The organism is Pedobacter sp. NEAU-ZC8 (assembly GCF_059278965.1).
The window spans coordinates 71,628-92,412 of the sequence record NZ_JCAJXC010000010.1 but is presented as its reverse complement, the minus strand read 5'-3'; the positions used below and the strand labels follow the sequence as shown (position 1 = coordinate 92,412).

Below are 20,785 nucleotides of genomic sequence, written 5' to 3'. Positions count from 1 at the left end.
TTAATGCTTACACATTGCATTGAATTCTTGTACTTTTGGAGCAAATAACCATATAACCCTATTACTTTGAAAAAACAAGCCAACAGACCCAATATACTTGTTGTAAATGATGACGGAATTACTGCACCAGGCATCAAAAACCTGATTGAAGTGGCGCAGGAAATCGGAAACGTCGTGGTGGTTGCACCAGATGGACCGCAATCTGGAATGGGCCATGCCATTACCATCGGCAAACCATTGCGCTTTGATAAGGTAGACCTTTACCCGGGTGTAGAGATGTACAAGTGTTCCGGTACCCCGGTAGATTGTGTAAAGCTTGCGGTGAACAAGATCTTCAAAGGCAAAAAGCCTGATCTTTGTGTGTCGGGCATTAACCATGGATTGAACAATTCCATCAACGTGATCTATTCCGGTACCATGTCTGCAGCAGTAGAAGGTGCTATTGAGTCGATCCCTTCCATCGGTTTTTCTCTGGATGACTTTTCGCAGGAAGCTGATTTCAGCCATGCTAAGAAATTCATCAAAGTGATCTGTGAAGAAGTGTTGGCTAATGGCTTGCCACCTGCAACCTTACTGAACGTAAATTTCCCTAAAGGTGCAGACCTGAAAGGTATTAAAGTATGTCGCCAGGCGAATGCCAAATGGGCGGAGGAGTTTGACGAGCGTAACGACCCTTATCAGCGTCCTTACTACTGGTTAACTGGTGTGTTCCAGAATTTCGACAAAGGGGAAGATACCGATGTATGGGCGCTGGAGCATAATTATGTGTCCGTTGTTCCGGTGCAGTTTGACCTGACCGCGCATCATGCAATACCAGTACTTAATACCTGGAATTTTAATGTTTAAAGAATTTAAAGATACGGTCTGGACTGGATTTGGCATCGGTATTCTGGCACCTGGAATACTGATCGGTATCACCTGGTACATTATGCACAAGGTTTCCTTCCTTGCCAAAGCAGACCTGCTCCTAATTGGCTGTATCGCTGTGAATGCCGTGATGCTGAAGATTGTGTTCCGGCAAAACAAAGATAATTTTGGCCGTGGCCTCATCAGTGCAACCTTTCTCTGGGCCATGGCATTCTTTTATTATAAAGTATCCAAAGCATGAAATACTACCTTGTAGCTGGTGAAGCATCCGGAGATTTACACGGCGCCAATCTTATGCGCGCGCTGAAAGCGGCAGATCCGGATGCCTCATTCAGGTACTTTGGTGGTGATAAGATGCAGCAGGAGGGTGGAACGTTGGTAAAACACTATGCCGACATGGCTTTTATGGGCTTCACCGAAGTGGTGATGAACCTGAACACCATTCTTCGAAACATGAAGAGCTGCAAGCAGGATCTGCTGGAATTTCAGCCAGATACCATGATCCTGATCGATTTTCCCGGATTTAACCTGAAGATTGCGGAATTTGCAAAGAACAAGGGCATCAAAGTGTGCTACTACATTTCGCCTAAGGTGTGGGCATGGAACCAGAAGCGGGTGTTGAAGATTAAGAAGATTGTGGATAAGATGTTCTGTATCCTGCCTTTTGAAGTGGCGTTCTACAAAGGTTGGGACATGGAGATCGACTATGTCGGCAATCCGCTGCTGGATGAAATTGCCCAGTTTAATCCTGATCCAGCGTTCCGGGAAAAACATCAGCTTAGCGGGAAAAAGATCATTGCACTGCTTCCTGGAAGTCGTAAGCAGGAGATCGAGCGATTGCTGCCTGTGATGCTAAGCACAAAAAGTCAATTTCCGGACTACCAATTCGTCATTGCTGGTGCACCCAGTTTTGCGCCCGACTATTATGCGCAGTTCAGCGGCGGACATGAGGTGGCCCTGGTATTTGGCCAAACCTACAACCTGTTACACCAGGCGCATGCCGCAATCGTGGCCTCTGGTACGGCAACGCTGGAGACGGCATTGTTCAAGGTGCCCCAAGTGGTGGTTTATAAAGGTGGTGCCATTTCGATCGCCATCGCCCGGATGGTGGTTAAAATTAAATTCATTTCCCTGGTTAACCTGATCATGGATAAAAAGGTTGTTACAGAGCTTATTCAGGAAGACTGTAACCCCAAACTGTTGGCCTCCACCTTGGGAGATATCCTGGAAGGTCCGGTACGTGAAAGCATGTTGTTGGATTACAAGGCACTGGCAGAAGTTATGGGTACTCCGGGCGCCTCAGAACGAACTGCAGCATTGATCCTAGATTTCCTTAAAAATCCATTGAAAGGCTAAGTAACCTGTTAGTTACGCATGATTTTTTTTGGCTTAATAGGTAATATATTTACATGTACGCAATCAATCTGCCTCCCGCATTGTCCGATTCTTTTACTTTGAAGTAAACCAAGGGTATTGCCTTGTAATATAGGTTTATAAGTGTAAATACTGCCTGATGTTGGAGGCAAAATTGCTGCGATAAATTAACAATCGAACATTCGCAAAGATAACCCTCAATGAAAAGATCTATTCAGCTCGCTTTACTGGTCATTACAGGTGCCCTAATCAGCTCTTGTGGCGGTAAAGATGAAAAGGCTGCAAAGGCCGCTGCTGCGGCAAATCAAGTCAAGGCCTACAAGGTTTTACAAATCCAACAAACAGATGCTACGTTAAATACCGACTTCCCCGCAAGTATCCAGGGTCAGCAGAACATAGAAATTCGTCCTCGCGTAGACGGGTATATCGAACAGATCTATGTGGATGAAGGTGCCGTGGTAAAAGCCGGTCAGCTGTTATTTAAGATCAATGCACCACAGTACGAACAGGAAGTACGCACCGCAACGGCTAGCATTAAAAGCGCTGAAGCTGAAGTTAGCACCGCAAAGATGGCGGTCACTAAAGTTAAACCCCTTGTCGAAAAAGACATCATCAGCAAATACGAGCTTGAATCTGCAACGTATAACTACCAGGCTGCACTTGCCACCCTGGCGCAGGCACAGGCTGCACTGGCTAACGCCAGGACAAACCTGGGCTATACTGCGGTAAGAAGCCCGGTTGATGGCGTGGTAGGCTCCATTCCTTTTCGCTTAGGTAGTTTGGTTAGTGGCTCGAATGCAGAACCGTTGACAACGGTTTCCAGCATTGGAAATGTGTATGCCTATTTTGCTTTCAATGAGAAAATGCTGTTGGAATTCAACAAGGATACAAAAGGTTCTTTTGCGGAGCGAATCAAGCAATTGCCTCCAGTTTCACTGGTGCTTGCAGACGGCAGCCTTTATGAACCTAAAGGACGTATTCAGACGGTAAACGGGCTGATCAATACGGCTACTGGTTCGGTGAATGTCCGTGCAAGCTTTCCAAATCCAAATGGCTTGATCCGTAGTGGCAGCAGTGCCACGGTGCGTATCCCGACCCAGGTTAAGAATGGCATACTTGTACCACAAAGTGCAACATTTGAACTGCAGGATAAGCGTTTTGCAGCCGTTGTCGGTCCCGATAGCATCACCAGGAATGTTCAGATTACGATCCGTCAGAATACTGCAGGACTTTTCTTTGTGGTGGATAAAGGCTTAAAGCCTGGTGACCGGATCGTGCTGGAAGGCGTGTCAAACCTCAAGGATGGGACAAAGATCAAACCAGTCGCCGCCCCTGCGGAAACGATTTATGCAGATCTAAAAAAATAGAGAATGTTTAAGAAATTCATAGAACGCCCGGTATTATCAACGGTAATATCTGTTATCATCGTAATTCTTGGTTTATTAGGGCTCATCGCTTTACCCATCTCCCAATATCCGGATATTGCCCCACCAACCGTGCAGGTAAGTGCCAGCTATTCGGGGGCAAATGCCGACGTAGTGCTGAAGAGCGTGGTTGTTCCCCTGGAAGAGCAGATCAACGGGGTGGAAAACATGACGTATATGACGTCTTCAGCCACCAACGAAGGTACCGCAACGATCAGTATATTTTTTAAGGTGGGTACAGATCCCGATCTTGCTGCAGTAAACGTGCAGAACAGGGTTTCCCGTGCAACAAGTTTACTTCCGCAGGAGGTTACCCGCGCGGGGGTGACCGTAACCAAGAGTCAGAGCACCAACCTGCTTGTATTCTCCATTTACAGCAAGGTGCCTACATACGACCAGACCTTTCTGCAGAACTATGCCAAGATCAACATCATTCCGCAAATTCAGCGGGTTACCGGTGTGGGCGAGGCAAGAGCCTTCGGTTCGCGGGATTATTCCATGCGCATTTGGCTGAAGCCGGATGTGATGGCCCAATATGGGCTGATCCCTGAAGATGTTTCAGCTGCGCTTGCAGAGCAAAATATTGAAGCTGCACCAGGTAAATTCGGGGAAAGTGGTGAACAGGCATTTCAGTATGTAATCAAATACAAAGGACGATTAACAACGGAGCAGGAGTTCCAGAACATTGTCGTTAAAGCTGCGCCAAACGGACAGCTCTTAAGGCTTAAAGACATCGCCCGTGTGGAACTGGGCTCACTGGATTATACGTCCAGTAATACCACCAACGGCTTGCCATCGGTGGGGATTGCGGTTAGTCAGACGCCGGGTTCAAACGCCCGTGATGTGATCAACGAATCTAAGAAGTTGATTGAAGCTGCTGCAAAGAACTTTCCGGCAGGGGTGGAATATACCACACTGGTGGACATCAATGAAAACCTGGATGCCTCTATTGAAAAAGTGGTACATACCCTGGTCGAAGCCTTTATCCTGGTATTCGTTGTGGTGTTTATCTTTCTTCAGGATTTCCGTTCCACGCTGATTCCGGCAATCTCTGTGCCTGTGGCCATCGTCGGCACCTTCTTCTTCCTCAATCTTTTCGGTTTCACCATCAACCTGTTGACGCTGTTTGCGCTAGTCCTTGCTATCGGGATTGTGGTGGATGATGCGATCGTGGTTGTCGAAGCGGTACATGCAAAGCTGGACCATGGGTATAAGTCGGCCAGAAGAGCCACCATTGATGCGATGGATGAAATTTCAGGTGCCATTATCTCCATCACCCTAGTGATGTCGGCCGTGTTCATACCAGTGACTTTCATTACCGGCTCTACCGGAGTTTTCTATAAGCAGTTCGGTATCACTCTGGCCGTGGCGATCATCCTTTCAGCGATTAACGCGTTAACCCTCAGTCCGGCCCTTTGTGCGTTACTGCTGAAGCCACATGTCGCAGATGAAAAACATAAAAACTTTCTGAACCGCTTTTACACCGCCTTCAATGTTGGTTTTACAAGAATGACCAACCGGTATAAACGTATGGTACTTTTTCTGACGATTAAAAAGTGGATTGCTGTAGTTTCCATCCTGGTTTTTACCGGAGGATTGTATTATATGATGCAGACTACGCCGACCTCTTTTGTGCCAAAAGAAGACCTTGGAAGTTTATATGCGCACATCAGTCTGCCTCCGGCATCATCCATGGAACGAACCACCATTGTAGCCAATCAGGTGGACAGCATTGCCCATACCTTACCTGAAGTGCGCAATACCTTGCGGATTGTAGGACAAAATCACCTTGCGGGCGCAGGTAGTGCTTATAGTATGGTTATTATTAAGCTTAAACACTGGGATGACCGGAAAGGAAGTGTAGATAAGGTGATCAGTGATCTGACGGAGAAAACCCGCGGCTTCCGGGATGCATCCATCGTTTTCGTCGCACCGCCGACCATCTCCGGATTCGGTCGCAGTGGCGGCTTTGAAGTTCAACTGCAGGATCAAACAGCCCATACCACGGAAGAGTTCTTCGGCGTGAACAACAAGTTCCTGGAGGTCCTTACGAAACGCCCTGAAATCCAATTTGCCACTACTTCTTTTAACCCGAACTTTCCTCAGTACATGATGAATGTAAACCTGGAGAAATGCAAGGAGGCGGGGGTAAGTGTGAGTTCCTTGCTGAGCACCATGCAGGGCTATTTTGGTGGTGTATATGCTTCCAACTATAACCAGTTTGGCAAGCAGTACCGGGTTATGGTACAAGCGGACGCAAAGTTCCGCGCCAACCCGGAGAGTTTAAACAAGATATTTGTTCGCACGAACAACGGGCAGATGGCGCCGATCACCACGTTTATCCGGATGGATCGTGTTTATGGTCCGGAATCTATTTCCCGCTTTAACCTTTTTAGCTCCATCGGTATTACTGGGAATCCAAATGATGGCTATAGCTCTGGTGATGCGATCAAGGCCATTCAGGAGGTTGCAGCCGAGACCCTGCCGACAGGATATGGTTATGATTTCTCCGGTTTGACCCGGGAAGAACTGCTTTCCGGCGGGCAGACCGTTTTCATATTTATCCTTTGTCTGGTATTCGTTTACTTCCTGTTGAGTGGACAGTATGAAAGTTATATCCTGCCTTTTGCCGTGATTCTTTCCCTGCCATTCGGACTTGCCGGGGCATATTTCTTCTCGATCATCTTTGGTTTGAACAGCAATATTTATCTGCAGATCTCTTTGATCATGCTGATCGGTTTGCTGGCGAAGAACGGTATCTTGATTGTAGAATTTGCCTTGGAAAGAAGGCGTAATGGTTTGCCGATCGTGAAATCGGCAATTGAAGGTGCTGTAGCTCGTTTCAGGCCCATCTTAATGACCTCTTTTGCTTTCATCTTTGGTTTACTGCCCTTGATGTTCTCTAGTGGAGCAGGTGCAGTGGGTAACAGGTCTATAGGCACAGGTGCAGTTGGCGGTATGCTCATTGGAACGGTGCTCGGTGTATTCATCATTCCGGTACTATTCGTGATCTTCCAGACGCTGCAAGAGCGGATCAGTGGTCCGGCCAAAAACCACTATGCAGAAGAAGATGAACTTGAAACGGATCGGACAACCTAATACATAACGGAAGCTTTTGTTTAAAGAAGAAATGAATAATATAAGATATCGCGGTTATAAAAAAGGAGTGTTCGCTGCAGCAGCGGTGCTTACCTTATTTAGCGCCTGCAAGGTTAGCCAGACCTATGAGCGTCCTGATCTGATCAAGGATGGCCTATACAGAAATCAGCAGGGTACAGACAGCTTGAATATGGCGACACGAACCTGGCAAAGCATGTTTAATGATCCTGTGCTAAAAGGTTTCATTCAGGAGGGCTTGCAAAATAATCTGGATCTTAAAAATGCGATCGAGAATATCGTTCAGGCGGAAGCGATCCTGCGGCAACGTCGCCTGGCATTATTGCCTACGCTGGATGCCAATGCGAGCGTCACGGAGACAAAGACTTCCGAAGCCAGTTTGAACTTCCGCAATGGTGTGAACATCCGGACCATGACCACTACCCACAGGCTGCAGCTCAGTACTTCCTGGGAGGCAGACATCTGGGGAAAACTAAGCAGCGCAAAACGTGCCGCATTAAATAGCTACCTGCAGAGCGATGCAGCCAGACGCGCTGTGCAAACGCAACTCATTGCTGATCTTGCAAATACCTACTATACGTTAGTGGCGCTGGATAGACAGCTTGAGATTACCGAACTCACCCTGAAGAAACGGATGGAGAGTGTGGAAACGCTGCGGGAACTGAAGGAGGGTGCCGTAGTTACCGGTGCTGCGGTTGTTCAGGCCGAAGCAAACCGCTATGCAGCTGAGGTGACCATCCCCGACCTTAAATTGAATATCCGGCAGACAGAGAACGCACTATCCGTGCTGCTTGGCAGGGCGCCTGGGACGATAAAACGCAACAAACTTTCAGACCAGCAGCCTTTCAGCAATATCAGCATTGGTTTACCGGCACAGTTGCTGCAGAACCGGCCTGATGTGCAGGCTGCGGAATATGCCTTGCGTGCTTCGCTGGAAGATGTTAATGTGGCAAGATCATTCTTCTATCCCGCCATAACACTTACCGCTTCAGGTGGATTCTCAAACCTCAGCTTGCAGGATTTCTTTAAAAACTCTCTTTTTTACAATGTCATAGGTGGCCTTACACAGCCCATCTTTGCACAAGGGGCGAACAAAGCGCGCTTAACCCGCGCCCAGTCCATACAGGCACAGTCATTGAATAATTTCCAATTTGCGTTGCTTAATGCAGGGCAGGAAGTTTCAAACGCCTTATACGCCTATCAGGCGGCAGGAGAAAAGGAGCTTTCCAGAATTCGTCAGATTGAAGCCCTGCAAAAGTCTGTGTCTTTCACCGAAGAGCTGTTACGTTATAGTTCTGCGACCAATTACACGGATGTGCTGACTTCAGAGCAGGCGCTGCTCCAGGCGGAGCTAAGTGGTGTAAGTGACCGCCTGCAGAAACTACAGGCGGTTGTGGATTTGTATCGTGCTTTGGGAGGCGGCTGGCAATAATTATTTGCCTGCCTTGATCCAGGTTGACAGATCATTGATGAAGGTTTCCGCAACGTTAGCCGGATTCTTGTACTGGTCGGCGGTACCTTTCTCGGTTTGTGGCGTCAGCAGGTGGTTCAGCTCAGGATAGAACTTCAGATTAACATTAGATTTTTTAGCTAAAGCAGTGCTCCAAAGCTTATAATCTGCTTCAGACACTTGGAAGTCCATGCCGCCCTGGATGATCATAATCCGCTGTGAGAGCTTCTTCGCGGTTGCAACCTGATCATAGGTGTTCAGATCAACCCAGTAAGATGCTGGTAAACTCAGGATCAGAGAGTCAGGTTTGATGTTGCCCAGTTTGTTCAGTCGGGTAGTCTCAATCATGGCAAGGCCTTTATCGAACCTTTCCTTTGTGGCTTGCGTGGTGTCATTTGCAAGACCGAACATGTATTTGTTCTGATCGATGATCAGATCTGTAAACTTCCTTGCCGGTGCTGCAGCGAGGATGATGCCTTTAAGGTCCGGTGCCAACGTTGCGATACGCGGCGCAAGCATACCACCAAGGCTTAGGCCGAAGACATAGATCTGCTTTTTATTAATTTCCGGGATGGTCTTAGATAAGTTAATCGCGGAAACGGCATCATTGGTTACTTCTTCTTTTACGGTGAATGCACCAGTATATTCCTGTGGAAAAACCAAAGTGCGCTTCACGTAACGGATGCTGGCAATGCCTTTAGCTGCCAGGCCGAGTGCAATATCTTTAAAGGGTTTTACTGCGCCGACACTCTGGTCCATGTCGCCGGGGCCGGAGCCATGCACCAGGATTACCACTGGGAAGTTGCTGCCGGTTTTAGGTGTGGTAAGCATGCCAACCAGGTCATTCTTAGTTCCTTTGATTTTAACTTCTGTTTGTTTGATGTTTGCAGTGTCTGCATATGCAGGCAAGGTGTATGCCGTAGCGGCTGCTTTAGGCTGCAGGTAGAAGCCGACCATCTTTTCAGCCTTGTTAAAAGCGAGGACAAAGCGCTGGGTATCTTTTTCGAATTTGCCTTCTACAACAACAACGAAGAACTCGCCTTCGGTTTTACTCTGAATGATCTCTGCAGATTCGTACTTGCCCATTTGGGCGTTTAGCTTTTCCCACAACCCTTGCAGGTGTTCAGCTTTCACTTGTGCCTGCAAGCTAGGGTCGAAAAAGGTTGTTGCAGCGTCGAACTTGCCGGCAGTTAAAGTATCAAAAAAGTCTCCCGAGCGGTTCATCAAAGCAACTACGCCTTGAGCGAAGGCAGCGAATGTAAACAGCAGGAGGGTAAACATTAAAATTAATTTCTTCATGTATGCTTATTGGTATATGGTTAGTAACTAACCAAAGTTAACATAATTTGAATTCCACGATTATTAATTTCAACTTTGCCCAACAAATGGCCGCCATCAAAAAACTCCCTTCACCGATAACCATCCTGATGTTGGTTATCATCATCGCTGCTACAGCAACCTGGTTAATTCCAGCAGGAAAATATCATACCCTATCTTACCAGGAGGGCTCTACGAGCTTTACGTATAGCAGTCCGGAAGGGGAGCAGCCTTTGCCGCTTACGCAGGAAACGCTGGACGCGATGGAGATTAAGATTTCGCTCGACAAGTTCAAAGATGGCAGCATCCGTAAGCCAGTGTCTATACCTGGTACTTATGAGCGGATTGAGGCGAACAGGGAAGGCCCCGTAGAAATCTTAACGGCACCCATAAAAGGTATCTACGATACCATAGACATTATACTTTTCATCTTAGTTACCGGAGGCTTTATCAGTGTGTTTTACGCCACGGGCGCAATGGAAGCCGGGCTGCGAAATCTCTCTGCAAGGATGCATGGACGCGAAGCCTGGTTGATCGTAATTCTTGGATTTCTGTTCTCCTTTGGCGGTGCCTCCTTCGGAATGGCGGAGGAAGCACTCGCGTTCTATCCCATCATGGTACCTTTGTTTTTAGCTGCAGGTTATGACCTGCTGGTTCCGGTAGCTGTTTTATTTGGAGGTACGCAGCTGGGAACATTATCTTCTTTCAGCAATCCATTTTCGACGATCATCGCTTCGAATGCGGCAGGCATCAACTGGACCGACGGGATCTACGGCAGGCTTGCCATGTTCGTTTTTTCTACAGGATTGTTCATCTGGTATGTGGTGCGGTATGCACAGCGGGTGAAGCTTAACCCACAAGCATCCTATGTTTTGCAGTGTGATGGCTTGGTGCAGAGCCCCTTTGCAACGATGAAAGTTGAAGAGGAGGAACAAAGCAAGGCTAGTGGTAAAACCAATCTGCTGCTACTGATATTCCTTAGTACTTTTCTGGTGTTGATTGCCGGCGTGGTGTTATTCAACTGGTGGCTTCCAGAGATGTCGGCCTTGTTTCTGGCTTCATCTATTCTGGTGGCGGTGATCACCCGTATGGGCGAGAAGAAGTTCATCAGCCTTTTTATAAAAGGTGCCGAGGAACTGCTTTCTGTCGCCTTTATTATCGGAACCGCGAGGGGCGTGACCATCATGCTGAATGAAGGGAATATCAGCGACAGTATTCTATACTACGCTGCCAACATGGTGGATCAACTGCCGCCGTCTTTGTTTATCGTGATCATGCTTTTTGTTTACATGATCTTCACGCTTTTTATTGCGAGCACTTCCGGCATGGCCGTTGTGACCATGCCGATTATGGGTTCTTTAGCCGTGATCGCTGGGGTGCCAGGTCGCGAGATTGTGAACAGCTATCTTTTCGGCATGGGTATCATGGGCATGGTTACACCAACAGGCTTGCTGCTGCCATCACTGGCGCTGGTAAATGTGAGTCCCAAAGCCTGGTGGAAGTTTATACGTCCGCTGCTGCTGATGTTGCTGCTGCTGTGTATCGTTTTCCTCATTGTTAGTGTGAACCTGAGCTAACGCAGCTTAGAAGTTCGTCAGAATTCTGAACTGTACCAGATCGCGTTCGATATCGCCGGTTCTTCTACGCTGTTGCAAGCGCATGTAACCCATTTCGGCATCCACATGCTTGTTGAAACGGTATCCCAATGCGACTAAGGGTCTATGTTGATCGAAGAAGCTGTTGTTAATGCGCTCCTTGTGCTGTACATTGAACATCACTTCTGATTGTAGCAGCGAATACATCCCCTTGCTGAATTGCTCATTCGCAATGAGCGGAATAACGGCGCCGAACTGCAGGCGCAGGCGTTGCGAAAAATCTGCATCAGGCCCGCGGAAACGTTGTTCAAAGCGCATGCGGAAGTTCAGGCGAAGTCTTTCTACCACATTTTTATAGATGTACTGCTGAAATAAGCGGTGTTCCAGTGTGCTGATCCTTTCTTCATTGATCATTTCCCAGTCGGTGATGTTGCCATAACCCAAAGCTACGGAGTGCTGTTTATTGAGATTGTAACTGAATGCACCACGTAGGAGGCGGGTACCCAGATAGTCGAAGTTATTGGCTGACCGGAACTGGAAATCGGTAAGCAGGTCGAACTTAGGAGATAGCTTCTGGGTGTGTGTGAGGTTTAGCCAACCACCGTTTCCAATCTGGGCAAGGGCAATATTAGCAAAGAGCATTAAACTTGTAAATAGGACAGCGTGTCGGATAATGAAATGGATCATGTTGTGAATTAAGTTTAAAATAGCCCTAAGGTATCCAAATTCTGCTACTAAAAGCAGGTTTGGAAGGAGAAAAAGACCAGCAGCTTACATAAACATCCATCAAATGAGAATGGAGGTTTAAGTGATCACCATAGTTGTCGCGCCGTTTTCTTCAAAAGAACACGTTTTTATTCTCATGAAATCAATTCGCTAGTGTATGGTTTAGCTTGTAATGTCTAAACCCAAAAGCATGATCAAAATATAGCGTATTTATTCCATCTACCGTGGTGTAAATACCCACTTCGTAGCGATTTTGCCTTAGGTCTTTTGGGTATTAAAATCCCTCGTTCGAATTTAAACCGCCTGATAATCAGATGGGAACGTGAAAAAATGTGAAATATTGTGTACTTTTTTCTTTTTGGTCGGCTGCATCAGTCTTTTAATATATAGCTTTGTATCAGTTTGATAGACCTCTATTTGGCACAGATTAGATTTGTAAATATGCCTCATATGAGAAAAATTATCGCTTTAGTTACTGTTTGCCGTTTCTTCTTATGAGACATTGCCCATCCTTTTACGCCTCATCCGACCACAACTTATAGAATACCAATCATGAATAATTTACCAAAGCATTTAGTCATACTGATCTCAATGCTGTTTATGTTTGAAGCCAAAGCTCAAGTGGGTATTGGCACAAATGCTCCAGATGCCAGTGCACAGCTCGAAATTTTATCTACTTCTAAGGGTTTACTAATTCCCAGACTTTCGATCAGTCAAAGAGATGCAATTCCAAGTCCGGCAAATGGATTGTTGATTTACCAGGTGGTTAATTCTCCAGGATTTTATTACTACAACAATGGACAATGGATAAAGCTTGTAAATAGCACCGATCTGACTGGTACGGGCACCGGAGGCACGGTAAACACGATACTTAATGGTACGGTTAGCCCTTCTTCGAATTTGGGTAATAATGGAGATTTTTACTTAAACACCGCGAATAACACGCTTTACGGACCGAAAAACGGGGGAAGCTGGCCTTCAACGGGTGTTTTGTTAGTAGGTCCTCAGGGGGCGCCGGGCACCTCCGGGGGAAGTGCTGAACTTCCAAAGTTAAGCTTCGATGCAAACTATAACTTATCCATCTTGGGCAGTAATATGGTAAGTCTTGCAGATCTTAACCAATCTTTAAGCCTTGCAGACGGTATACTATCTATCTCAGGTCCAAGGAACAGTAAGGTAGATCTTAAAGGGCTTTTGGGAACAGGAAATGGAACTGGAGGTCTGAGTTCACTATCATTCCTCGGAGGAAACGGATTTTTGGGGACGGTCACAAGTCCAACAACTAACCCGGTGTTATCACTTGGTACTTCCGTGCAAGGTATCCTAGCAGGTAATGCCGGTGCCCTTACTGCAGCTCCAACTACGGGTAGTGGGGCAGTTGTGATGTCTAATTCACCAACGCTAATCACACCTGATATTGGGAATGCAAAAGGTAATATTACAGGAACCGCTGGAAATGTGACCGGAATTGTAGCCTTAGCTAACGGGGGTACTGGTGCAAACAATGCTGAAACCGCCAGGATAAACCTTGGTATAGGGAATGTTAATAACACAAGCGATTTAGAAAAACCGGTAAGTAAGGCTACACAAGCTGCTATCGATGCGCTACAGGCGAAAACTGTTCCTGATGCGACAACATCCGAAAAAGGTAAGGTTATGCTTGCCGGGGATCTCAGTGGTACAGCAAGCGCACCTCTAATCGCGAACAATGCAGTTACTTCAGCGAAGATTGCTGATGGAACGATTACAGATTCAGATTTAAATAAGACAGCAATTCCACTTAGTGGTTTTGGAAAGCCAGTTGCAAACATTGCAATGGCGGGAAATAAAATTACAAACCTTAAAGATCCTACGAACAACCAAGATGCGGCGACTAAAAAATATGTAGATGATAAGCTTCTTGGTGTAGGTGGCGGAAGTGCTGAACTTCCAAAATTAAGCTTCGATGCAAATTATAACCTATCCATTCTGGGCAGTAATCTAGTAAGTCTTGCAGATCTTAATCAATCATTAAGCCTGGCAGACGGTATCCTATCCATTTCAGGACCAAGGAACAGTAAGGTAGATCTTAAAGGGCTTTTAGGAACAGGCACTGGAACTGGCTCCGGAGTAGTAGCTCATGACGCAACCCTTACGGGTTCAGGAACAACAGGAAGCCCACTAGGTTTAGCAAATACTAGTGTTCAACCTGGGACATATACCTCAGCAAATATTACAGTTGATGCTACGGGTAGAATTACTGCAGCTACAAACGGTGCGTCCGGCGGCGGACCCGGGGGTGTAACTGGAGTGATCGGGGTTGCTAACGGCGGTACTGGTGCGAACAATGCGGAAGACGCCAGGCTTAATTTGGGTTTAGGCAACGTTGATAATACCAGCGACGCTATGAAACCTGTAAGTGCAGCGACGCAGACTGCGCTGAACTCAAAAGAAGATAAAGCGAATAAAAGTATCAATCTGGTTGCAGATGCTAATTCGGATGAGAAATATCCTTCTGTAAAGGCAGTAAAAACATACATCGATTTACAAAATGGTGTGGAGGATGCAACAACCAGCTCAAAAGGTAAGATTAAGTTGTCAGGCGATTTAGGCGGTACAGCAGACCTTCCCGTGGTGTTAACGGTTGGTGGCGTGACGGTCGAATCAGATAACATTTTAGGAACAATCGTAAAGAGAGATGGCAGCGGTAATATTGCTGTTAACAAAGTTACCGGTGACTTGCTTGGAAATGCAACAACGGCCACCACTGCGGGAACTGTAACCGGAACGGTGATGGTTCCAAACGGAGGAACGGGTATCACGTCTTATACCCCTGGAAACTTCATTAAAGCAGCTACGGAATCTACATTGCAGCAAATTACTCCGACTGAAGTTAAACAGGACCTTGGGCTAAACCTTGTAAATAACACCAGTGATTTAGATAAGCCAATTAGTACGCTTACACAAAATGCTTTAGATAAGAAAGAAGACAAAATCAATAAAAGTACTGACGGGACATTCACCACCAATTCTGATGAGAAATTCCCAACTGAAAAAGCTACAAAAACTTATGTCGATGAAAAAGTAAGAACCGCCGTAATTGCTGCTGGGGGTGTTCCAGATGCAACAGCAACCATCTTGGGTAAGATACAGCTTGCAGGAGACCTGGGTGGAATCGCGTCAGCACCAACGGTACCTGGTTTACTTTTGAAAGAAAACCTCATTACAGTACTACCGGTGAGTAAGGGCGGAACGGGAATAGATAAATATACAGCTGGCAGCTTTTTAACCGCATTAAATGCGAACAATTTGCAACAAAGAACCCCAGCCCAGGTGAAGGAAGATTTGGGTCTAAACAACGTTAGTAACACGAGCGATTTAGATAAGCCGGTTAGTACAGCTACCCAAACTGCGTTAAACGACAAAATCAGCAAGAGCGAAAAAGCGGCTATTAACGGTGTAGCGACCCTGGATGCCAATGGTAAAATTCCATCCAATCAGATCCCTGCGATATCCTTCGCATCAGTTAACGTGGTGAACAGTCAGGCAGCTATGCTTGCCTTAGCAAACCCGCAGGTTGGAAGTACGGTTATCAGATCAGATGAGAATAGAAGTTATGTGTTAGCAGCTACCCCGGGTTCAGATCTCAATAATTGGAAGGAAATTTTAACTCCTGGAAGTGGTGTCCAATCCGTAAATGGGCAGACAGGTATAGTTTCGCTTACCAAAACCGACTTGCAACTGTCGAATGTTGACAATACTTCTGATGCAAACAAACCGGTAAGTACGTTGACAGCAGCAGCATTAGCCTTGAAAGAAGACAAAGCCAATAAGAGTACAAATGTTTCTGCCGACGCAAATTCGGATTTAAAATATCCAACCGTAAAAGCCATTAAGTCTTATGTGGACAATCTGACATCTTCCGGAGCACCAGATGCGACAACCGCGAATAAAGGTCTTGTACAACTTGCAAATGACCTTGGCGGTACAGCCGCTGCACCAACGGTGATTACAGTCGGGGGATTACCAGCAGCACAGATTAGCGCGGGAGCAAAGCTCGCAAATGAAGCGACAACAGCAAGTACGCCAAACACGATCGTTAAAAGGGATGCCGCAGGTAATATCGTTGGAAATCTGATCGGTAATGCCTCTACAGCAACCTCGATCAGCGGAACGATTAGTCCTGCAAATGGTGGAACTGGTTTAAACAGCTATACACCGTTGAACTACCTGCGCGCAGCTTCCGCCACTACTTTAGAACAACGCAGTCCTACACAAGTAAGGGCAGACATTGGTTTAGGGAATGTAGATAACACCAGCGATGCTGCAAAGCCGCTTAGTACAGCTACTACCACGGCATTGGCTGGTAAAGAAGATAAGACCAATAAAACCAAAGATATTGCAATCGACGCAGCATCAGACGATAAATATCCAACTGCAAAAGCGGTGAAAACATATGTAGATGCTACGGTAACGCAGGGCGCACCATTAGCAACAACAACAGCTAGAGGAATTTTAAAGCTTGCAGGTGACTTAGGCGGTACCGCGGATTTACCTGTCGTGAACTCGGTGGGTGGGGTGACCGCGGCAAATATCGCCACGGGAATTGCAACAGCAAATAGCGGTACGAGCGCTAATACAGCAAATACTTTGGTGAAGAGAGACGCTTCGGGTAATTTCTCTGCTGGGACCATTACGGGTACTCTGGCTGGGAACGCAACTTCTGCAACCAAGCTCGCAACAGCAAGAACAATCAACGGCGTAGCATTCGACGGTTCTGCTAACATTACAATTCCTGGTCAGCCAATTACAGGAAGTAATGGTATCACCGTAACGAGTGGGTCGAGTAACACCGCGATTGCATTATCGAACACTGCGGTCACTCCAGGCACCTATAGTGCTGCAAACATTACGGTAGATGCTACTGGTAGAATTACCTCAGCTTCTAACGGAACCGCCGGAGGCGGGGGAGGCGGTACTGCTACTGATCTAGGATATACAGGAGCTGCTGCACAGGGTACAATAACTTCGAGTACTGGTGCTGCTGCGGTTATCCCTGGTGCAACAAGCACCGTGGCAGGTTTGATGTCGTCAACAGATAAGGTAAAACTGAATAAGATTGGTGAATTCACTACTGCAGACGCTAATAAGGTCTTAACCGTGAATGCTGCGGGTACCGAAGCTGCCTGGGTTACCCCAGCTCCCGCTGCTGGAGGAGGAGGTGGGGGAGCGCTCATGGGCTATCACCCTGGAGGCAATAAAAGCTTTTTTGTAAGGGCAACAGGTCCTGGTGTAACTGCTTCCATTTCTGATGGTCATACTTTAACTGTAAATATCCCTCTTGGCGTTGAACTTAACTACTTCAAAGCATCAACCAGTTATGCAGCTTTGGGAAGCCAAAACTTTTTAGACATCAAAATCATTGACGCAAATAAGAAATGGAATAATAGTATAGACGACGTTGTTGTTCCAGAGGTCAAGATTGTAGATATGAATGTTTTAAACCCAGTAATTAATAATATTCAGAGCCCTGCAACAACCAATTTCTTGCTCAACGTGACGGGATACTCGAACGGAACCATCTCACTTCAAACAAATAGTTTGGGTAATCATTCTGGAACTAATGGATTTTATATCACGATAAGACCTTAGTAATGGGAAAATACCTTTTCTACGTTTTAAGCTTGGCTTTAGTCCTACATACAACAATATCAAGCGGACAGAGCTTGAAACAGTTCAATGGCCAGTTCTCGATATCCTATATCAACGCAAACGGCGGGATGAATTATGATATCAATGGAACTTTCTCTGATGGGGCAAATACTTTTAGTGCGAATCAGGTTAAAGTTGGGGATCGTATAATTGATCCTGCTGGGAATACCTTTGAGATATTGACTGTAAGCGTAAATGGAAGTCTGATCAGCACAACCTCCAAGGGGTTCGATCCAACACCTCCAGGCATTGGTATGGGCGTAATATACAGGCCGACGGCAAACGGATTTCCACTTACAACGGTAAACACCCCTCCGACGGTCTTAACGACTGCGTTGAATACCGCAATGATTAACATTAACTCGACCATGCCATCTTATGGTTCGGGATCATCGCTCCCTAGTTCTGCAGGGTCGATTGGAGATGTTGTTTTCAATACTGGAGATAACCAAATCTATAAGTTAACAGGTTCAGGCTGGATATCTGTAGCTGCTGGAACTTTACCGACCGACTATTCAAGTCCAGTCACATCAGCACCTCCAGGTACAAAAGGAGATATGCTCCTTTCGTATTGGGACGACAAGGTTTATGTTTTCGATGGATCTACTTGGACTGCTCCACCCAATGTGTCCGCCTTACCAACATCCGCAAAATTTGGCGACGTCTTTTTTGTAACCGGAGAGAAAAAGTTGTACATGATGGGGGATGACTCGAAATGGGCACCCATCAGTTCTGCATCCATTCCGGGCGGCCCAACTACGGAGCTCCCAACATCATCAAAGCCCGGCGATGTATTTTTCAATACCGATGAGAACAAGTTGTATGTCTATAATAACGACCTCAAATGGGTAGAGATTTCAACCAATGGTTCTACCCCTCAAGGCGCTGTAAACCCAGATCCAGCTTCTGAAAAGCTCTTGGAAGGATCGCTATTTTACAACACTTCAGATCATAAATTATACGTTTACAATGGGACCACCTGGATTCCTGTTGAAAATTCACTTCGCAGCGGGAATATCTTTGTAGGGAATCCCTCCAATATAGCGGTTTCTGTGCCGTTATCCGGAGACGCAATCATTTCCAATACTGGAGCCTTAACGATTCAGCCGCTTAAGATCACTGAAGAAAAGCTAGACAAGGCGAACATTACTTTAAATGGGTTTGCGAACCCGAATGACCATGTTTCTTTTGGAGACGGGGTTAACAATTTCAAGATCATAAATCTTGCGAACCCCTCTGCACCTTCCGATGCTACGACCAAAAGTTATGTGGACGCCATGTTTTCAAATCCCGCAGGACTAAGCTTATCAAATAACAGCTTGTTTGTTGGAAATGCTTCGAATAAGGCCGTAGGTATTGCTAAAAATCTAATTCCAATAAGCGGTTTCGACAAAGCCAACGCGAACATCTCCATGGGAACAGGATTGGCCGGTGGAAATTACAAGATAATCAACATGGCGGATCCGGTGGCAGCCCAAGATGCGGCGACCAAGAACTATGTCGACACCAGGGTCGTAAGTGCAGGGAACCTGTCGTTACCTACCGGAAACTTTCTTATTGGCAACACGATCGGGACCGCTGCTCCGATTTTGAAGAATGCTATTCCGCTTAGTGGCTTTGGTCCGGCTATAGCTGATCTTTCTATCGGCGGCTTCAAATTAAATAACCTTGGAGATCCGGTAACGGACCAGGATGCAGTAACCAAGAAGTATGTAGATACCAAGGTGGTCGGGGCAGCAAATATTGCCCTTTCGAAAGGCAACTTGTTTATCGGAGATGCTGAGGGTAAGGCTGTAGACGCTACAAAGAACAGTATCCCGCTCAGTGGTTTCGCGGCGGCGGCCGAAAACATCTCTATGGGTGGTTTTCAGATCAACCAACTCGCAGCACCTACAACTGATGGGGACGCTTCGACAAAAAAATATGTAGATGATCTTTTCAAAAGTCCTTCAACCGCTTTGACTTTACCTAAGGGCAGCCTGTTTGTTGGAAACACTTCCGGCACTGCGGAGGCTTTAGCAAAGAACCTTATTCCGCTCAGTGGATTTGGCAAAGCTACTGATAACTTGTATTTGGGTGATGCAACAACACAATACAACATCAGCTTCTTAGCGGATCCTTTATTTCCTCAAGACGCAGCCACTAAAAACTACGTCGACAACAAACTTTCAACCCCTGAATCGCTAACCTTGCAAACCGATCATCTATTGGTTGGCGACCCGCAGAACAAAGCTTATGCTGTAGCGAAAAACGCACTTGCGCTAAGTGATTTCGGGGCTGCAAAAGCAGCAATAGCCTTGGGTGATGGTACCACAAACTTTCCGATTAACAACCTTGCAGATCCAGTAAACGAGCAGGATGCCGCTACAAAGAAATATGTAGATTCAAAATCATCAAAAACACCAACGGGGACCACGGCACCTGCAAACCCAAATGCTGGAGACACTTACTTTAACACTTCGGAAAACCGTCTGTACGTATACAATGGGACAAGCTGGGTACCGCTAGACAACAAACTTTCGGATGGGCATTTGTACATCGGCAATAACGCCAATGTTGCGGTTTCTACCCCAAAAAACGTTGTCCCACTAAGCGGATTCGGATCTGCACAGGCTGATGTTTCCATGGGCAATTTCAAGCTGATCAACCTTTCTGATCCCACTTCGGGACAAGAGGCAGCAACAAAAAACTATGTTGATGTAGGCTTGGCAACGGCAACTGCCGCTGGCAAGGATAACCTTGGTAATCATCAGGCAGATGCAAATCTTAAAATGTCTACTTATTCCATAAGTAATGATGGGCTCGCAGGCAAAGGTCTAAGCTTTGACCTCTCTGGGAATGCCGGTTTTGCTCAGGATGTGACAATCAATGGCAACTTCTATACACCATCAGACTACCGTCTAAAAACCCGGATTGCTACGTTAAGCGGGGTGCTTGAAAAAATCAATCAGATCAGGGGCGTGAAGTTTACGTACAAAGACGAGCACAAATATGCCTCCGGATTAAAGATCGGTGTGATCGCTCAGGAGTTGCAAAAGGTATATCCAGAAATGGTTACCACTGGCAAAGATGGCTATCTGAAAGTTGATTACACGCAGCTTACCGGAATGCTTATTCAGGCAGTAAAAGAACAGCAGGAAGAGCTGGCGGAAATTAAATTGCAGTTGAAAAAGCAACAGGAACAGATCGATGGTATCCTTAGAAAAATGCAGTAAAAACAGTCA

General features: G+C 46.4%; 11 protein-coding genes. 9 read left to right on the top strand and 2 right to left on the bottom strand.

Features of this window, described 5'->3' with window-relative positions:
* Positions 1–66: 66 nt before the first annotated feature.
* The 6 genes from surE (at position 67) to AC5WJX_RS09715 (ending at position 8,214) form a co-directional block, all read left to right on the top strand.
* Positions 67–846: a 5'/3'-nucleotidase SurE gene (gene surE / locus AC5WJX_RS09740; RefSeq protein WP_440431323.1), complete on the top strand. Its 780-nt coding sequence runs from the start codon at positions 67–69 to the stop codon at positions 844–846.
* Positions 839–1,108, top strand: coding sequence for a stationary phase survival protein SurE (locus AC5WJX_RS09735; protein WP_440431322.1), 270 nt, complete (start codon positions 839–841; stop codon positions 1,106–1,108). Before surE ends, AC5WJX_RS09735 begins: the two co-directional genes overlap by 8 nt.
* Positions 1,105–2,223 (top strand): lipid-A-disaccharide synthase, encoded by a 1,119-nt coding sequence (gene lpxB / locus AC5WJX_RS09730; RefSeq protein WP_494484355.1) that lies wholly within the window; start codon positions 1,105–1,107, stop codon positions 2,221–2,223. Before AC5WJX_RS09735 ends, lpxB begins: the two co-directional genes overlap by 4 nt.
* A 218-nt stretch (positions 2,224–2,441) precedes the next feature.
* Entirely contained in the window at positions 2,442–3,608 is a 1,167-nt protein-coding gene (locus AC5WJX_RS09725; RefSeq protein WP_494484354.1) for an efflux RND transporter periplasmic adaptor subunit, read from the top strand.
* Between the two features lie 3 nt (positions 3,609–3,611).
* Entirely contained in the window at positions 3,612–6,764 is a 3,153-nt protein-coding gene (locus tag AC5WJX_RS09720) for an efflux RND transporter permease subunit (RefSeq protein WP_494484353.1), read from the top strand.
* A 31-nt stretch (positions 6,765–6,795) separates the two neighbouring features.
* Positions 6,796–8,214, top strand: a complete 1,419-nt coding sequence (locus tag AC5WJX_RS09715) for an efflux transporter outer membrane subunit (RefSeq protein WP_494484352.1) — start codon at positions 6,796–6,798, stop codon at positions 8,212–8,214.
* Here the strand turns inward: AC5WJX_RS09715 and AC5WJX_RS09710 are convergent, their stop codons facing one another.
* Positions 8,215–9,531, bottom strand: coding sequence for an alpha/beta hydrolase (locus tag AC5WJX_RS09710; RefSeq protein WP_494484351.1), 1,317 nt, complete (start codon positions 9,529–9,531; stop codon positions 8,215–8,217).
* A gap of 47 nt (positions 9,532–9,578) precedes the next feature.
* On the opposite strand from AC5WJX_RS09710, the gene AC5WJX_RS09705 reads away from it, so the two are divergent.
* Positions 9,579–11,126 carry a YfcC family protein gene (locus AC5WJX_RS09705; RefSeq protein WP_494484350.1) on the top strand — a complete coding sequence of 516 codons (1,548 nt, stop codon included), beginning with the start codon at positions 9,579–9,581 and terminating at the stop codon, positions 11,124–11,126.
* Between the two features lie 6 nt (positions 11,127–11,132).
* Here AC5WJX_RS09705 and AC5WJX_RS09700 read toward each other — a convergent pair whose 3' ends face one another.
* A complete protein-coding gene (locus AC5WJX_RS09700; protein WP_494484349.1) occupies positions 11,133–11,786 on the bottom strand; it encodes a DUF2490 domain-containing protein in 654 nt (217 codons plus the stop codon).
* Positions 11,787–12,422: 636 nt separating this feature from the next.
* Here AC5WJX_RS09700 and AC5WJX_RS09695 point away from each other — a divergent pair.
* On the top strand, positions 12,423–17,501 hold the full coding sequence (locus AC5WJX_RS09695) for a beta strand repeat-containing protein (protein ID WP_494484348.1): 5,079 nt from the start codon (positions 12,423–12,425) through the stop codon (positions 17,499–17,501).
* Between the two features lie 2 nt (positions 17,502–17,503).
* Positions 17,504–20,776: a tail fiber domain-containing protein gene (locus AC5WJX_RS09690; RefSeq protein WP_494484347.1), complete on the top strand. Its 3,273-nt coding sequence runs from the start codon at positions 17,504–17,506 to the stop codon at positions 20,774–20,776.
* The last annotated feature ends 9 nt before the right edge of the window (positions 20,777–20,785 follow it).

Bases quoted from the DNA above. Each gene is read 5' to 3' on its own strand.
- AC5WJX_RS09735 (WP_440431322.1), top strand. From the start codon at position 839: ATGTTTAAAGAATTTAAAGATACGGTCTGGACTGGATTTGGCATCGGT.
- lpxB (WP_494484355.1), top strand. From the start codon at position 1,105: ATGAAATACTACCTTGTAGCTGGTGAAGCATCCGGAGATTTACACGGC.
- AC5WJX_RS09725 (WP_494484354.1), top strand. From the start codon at position 2,442: ATGAAAAGATCTATTCAGCTCGCTTTACTGGTCATTACAGGTGCCCTA.
- AC5WJX_RS09720 (WP_494484353.1), top strand. From the start codon at position 3,612: ATGTTTAAGAAATTCATAGAACGCCCGGTATTATCAACGGTAATATCT.
- AC5WJX_RS09715 (WP_494484352.1), top strand. From the start codon at position 6,796: ATGAATAATATAAGATATCGCGGTTATAAAAAAGGAGTGTTCGCTGCA.
- AC5WJX_RS09710 (WP_494484351.1), bottom strand. From the start codon at position 9,531: ATGAAGAAATTAATTTTAATGTTTACCCTCCTGCTGTTTACATTCGCT.
- AC5WJX_RS09700 (WP_494484349.1), bottom strand. From the start codon at position 11,786: ATGCTCTTTGCTAATATTGCCCTTGCCCAGATTGGAAACGGTGGTTGG.
- AC5WJX_RS09695 (WP_494484348.1), top strand. From the start codon at position 12,423: ATGAATAATTTACCAAAGCATTTAGTCATACTGATCTCAATGCTGTTT.
- AC5WJX_RS09690 (WP_494484347.1), top strand. From the start codon at position 17,504: ATGGGAAAATACCTTTTCTACGTTTTAAGCTTGGCTTTAGTCCTACAT.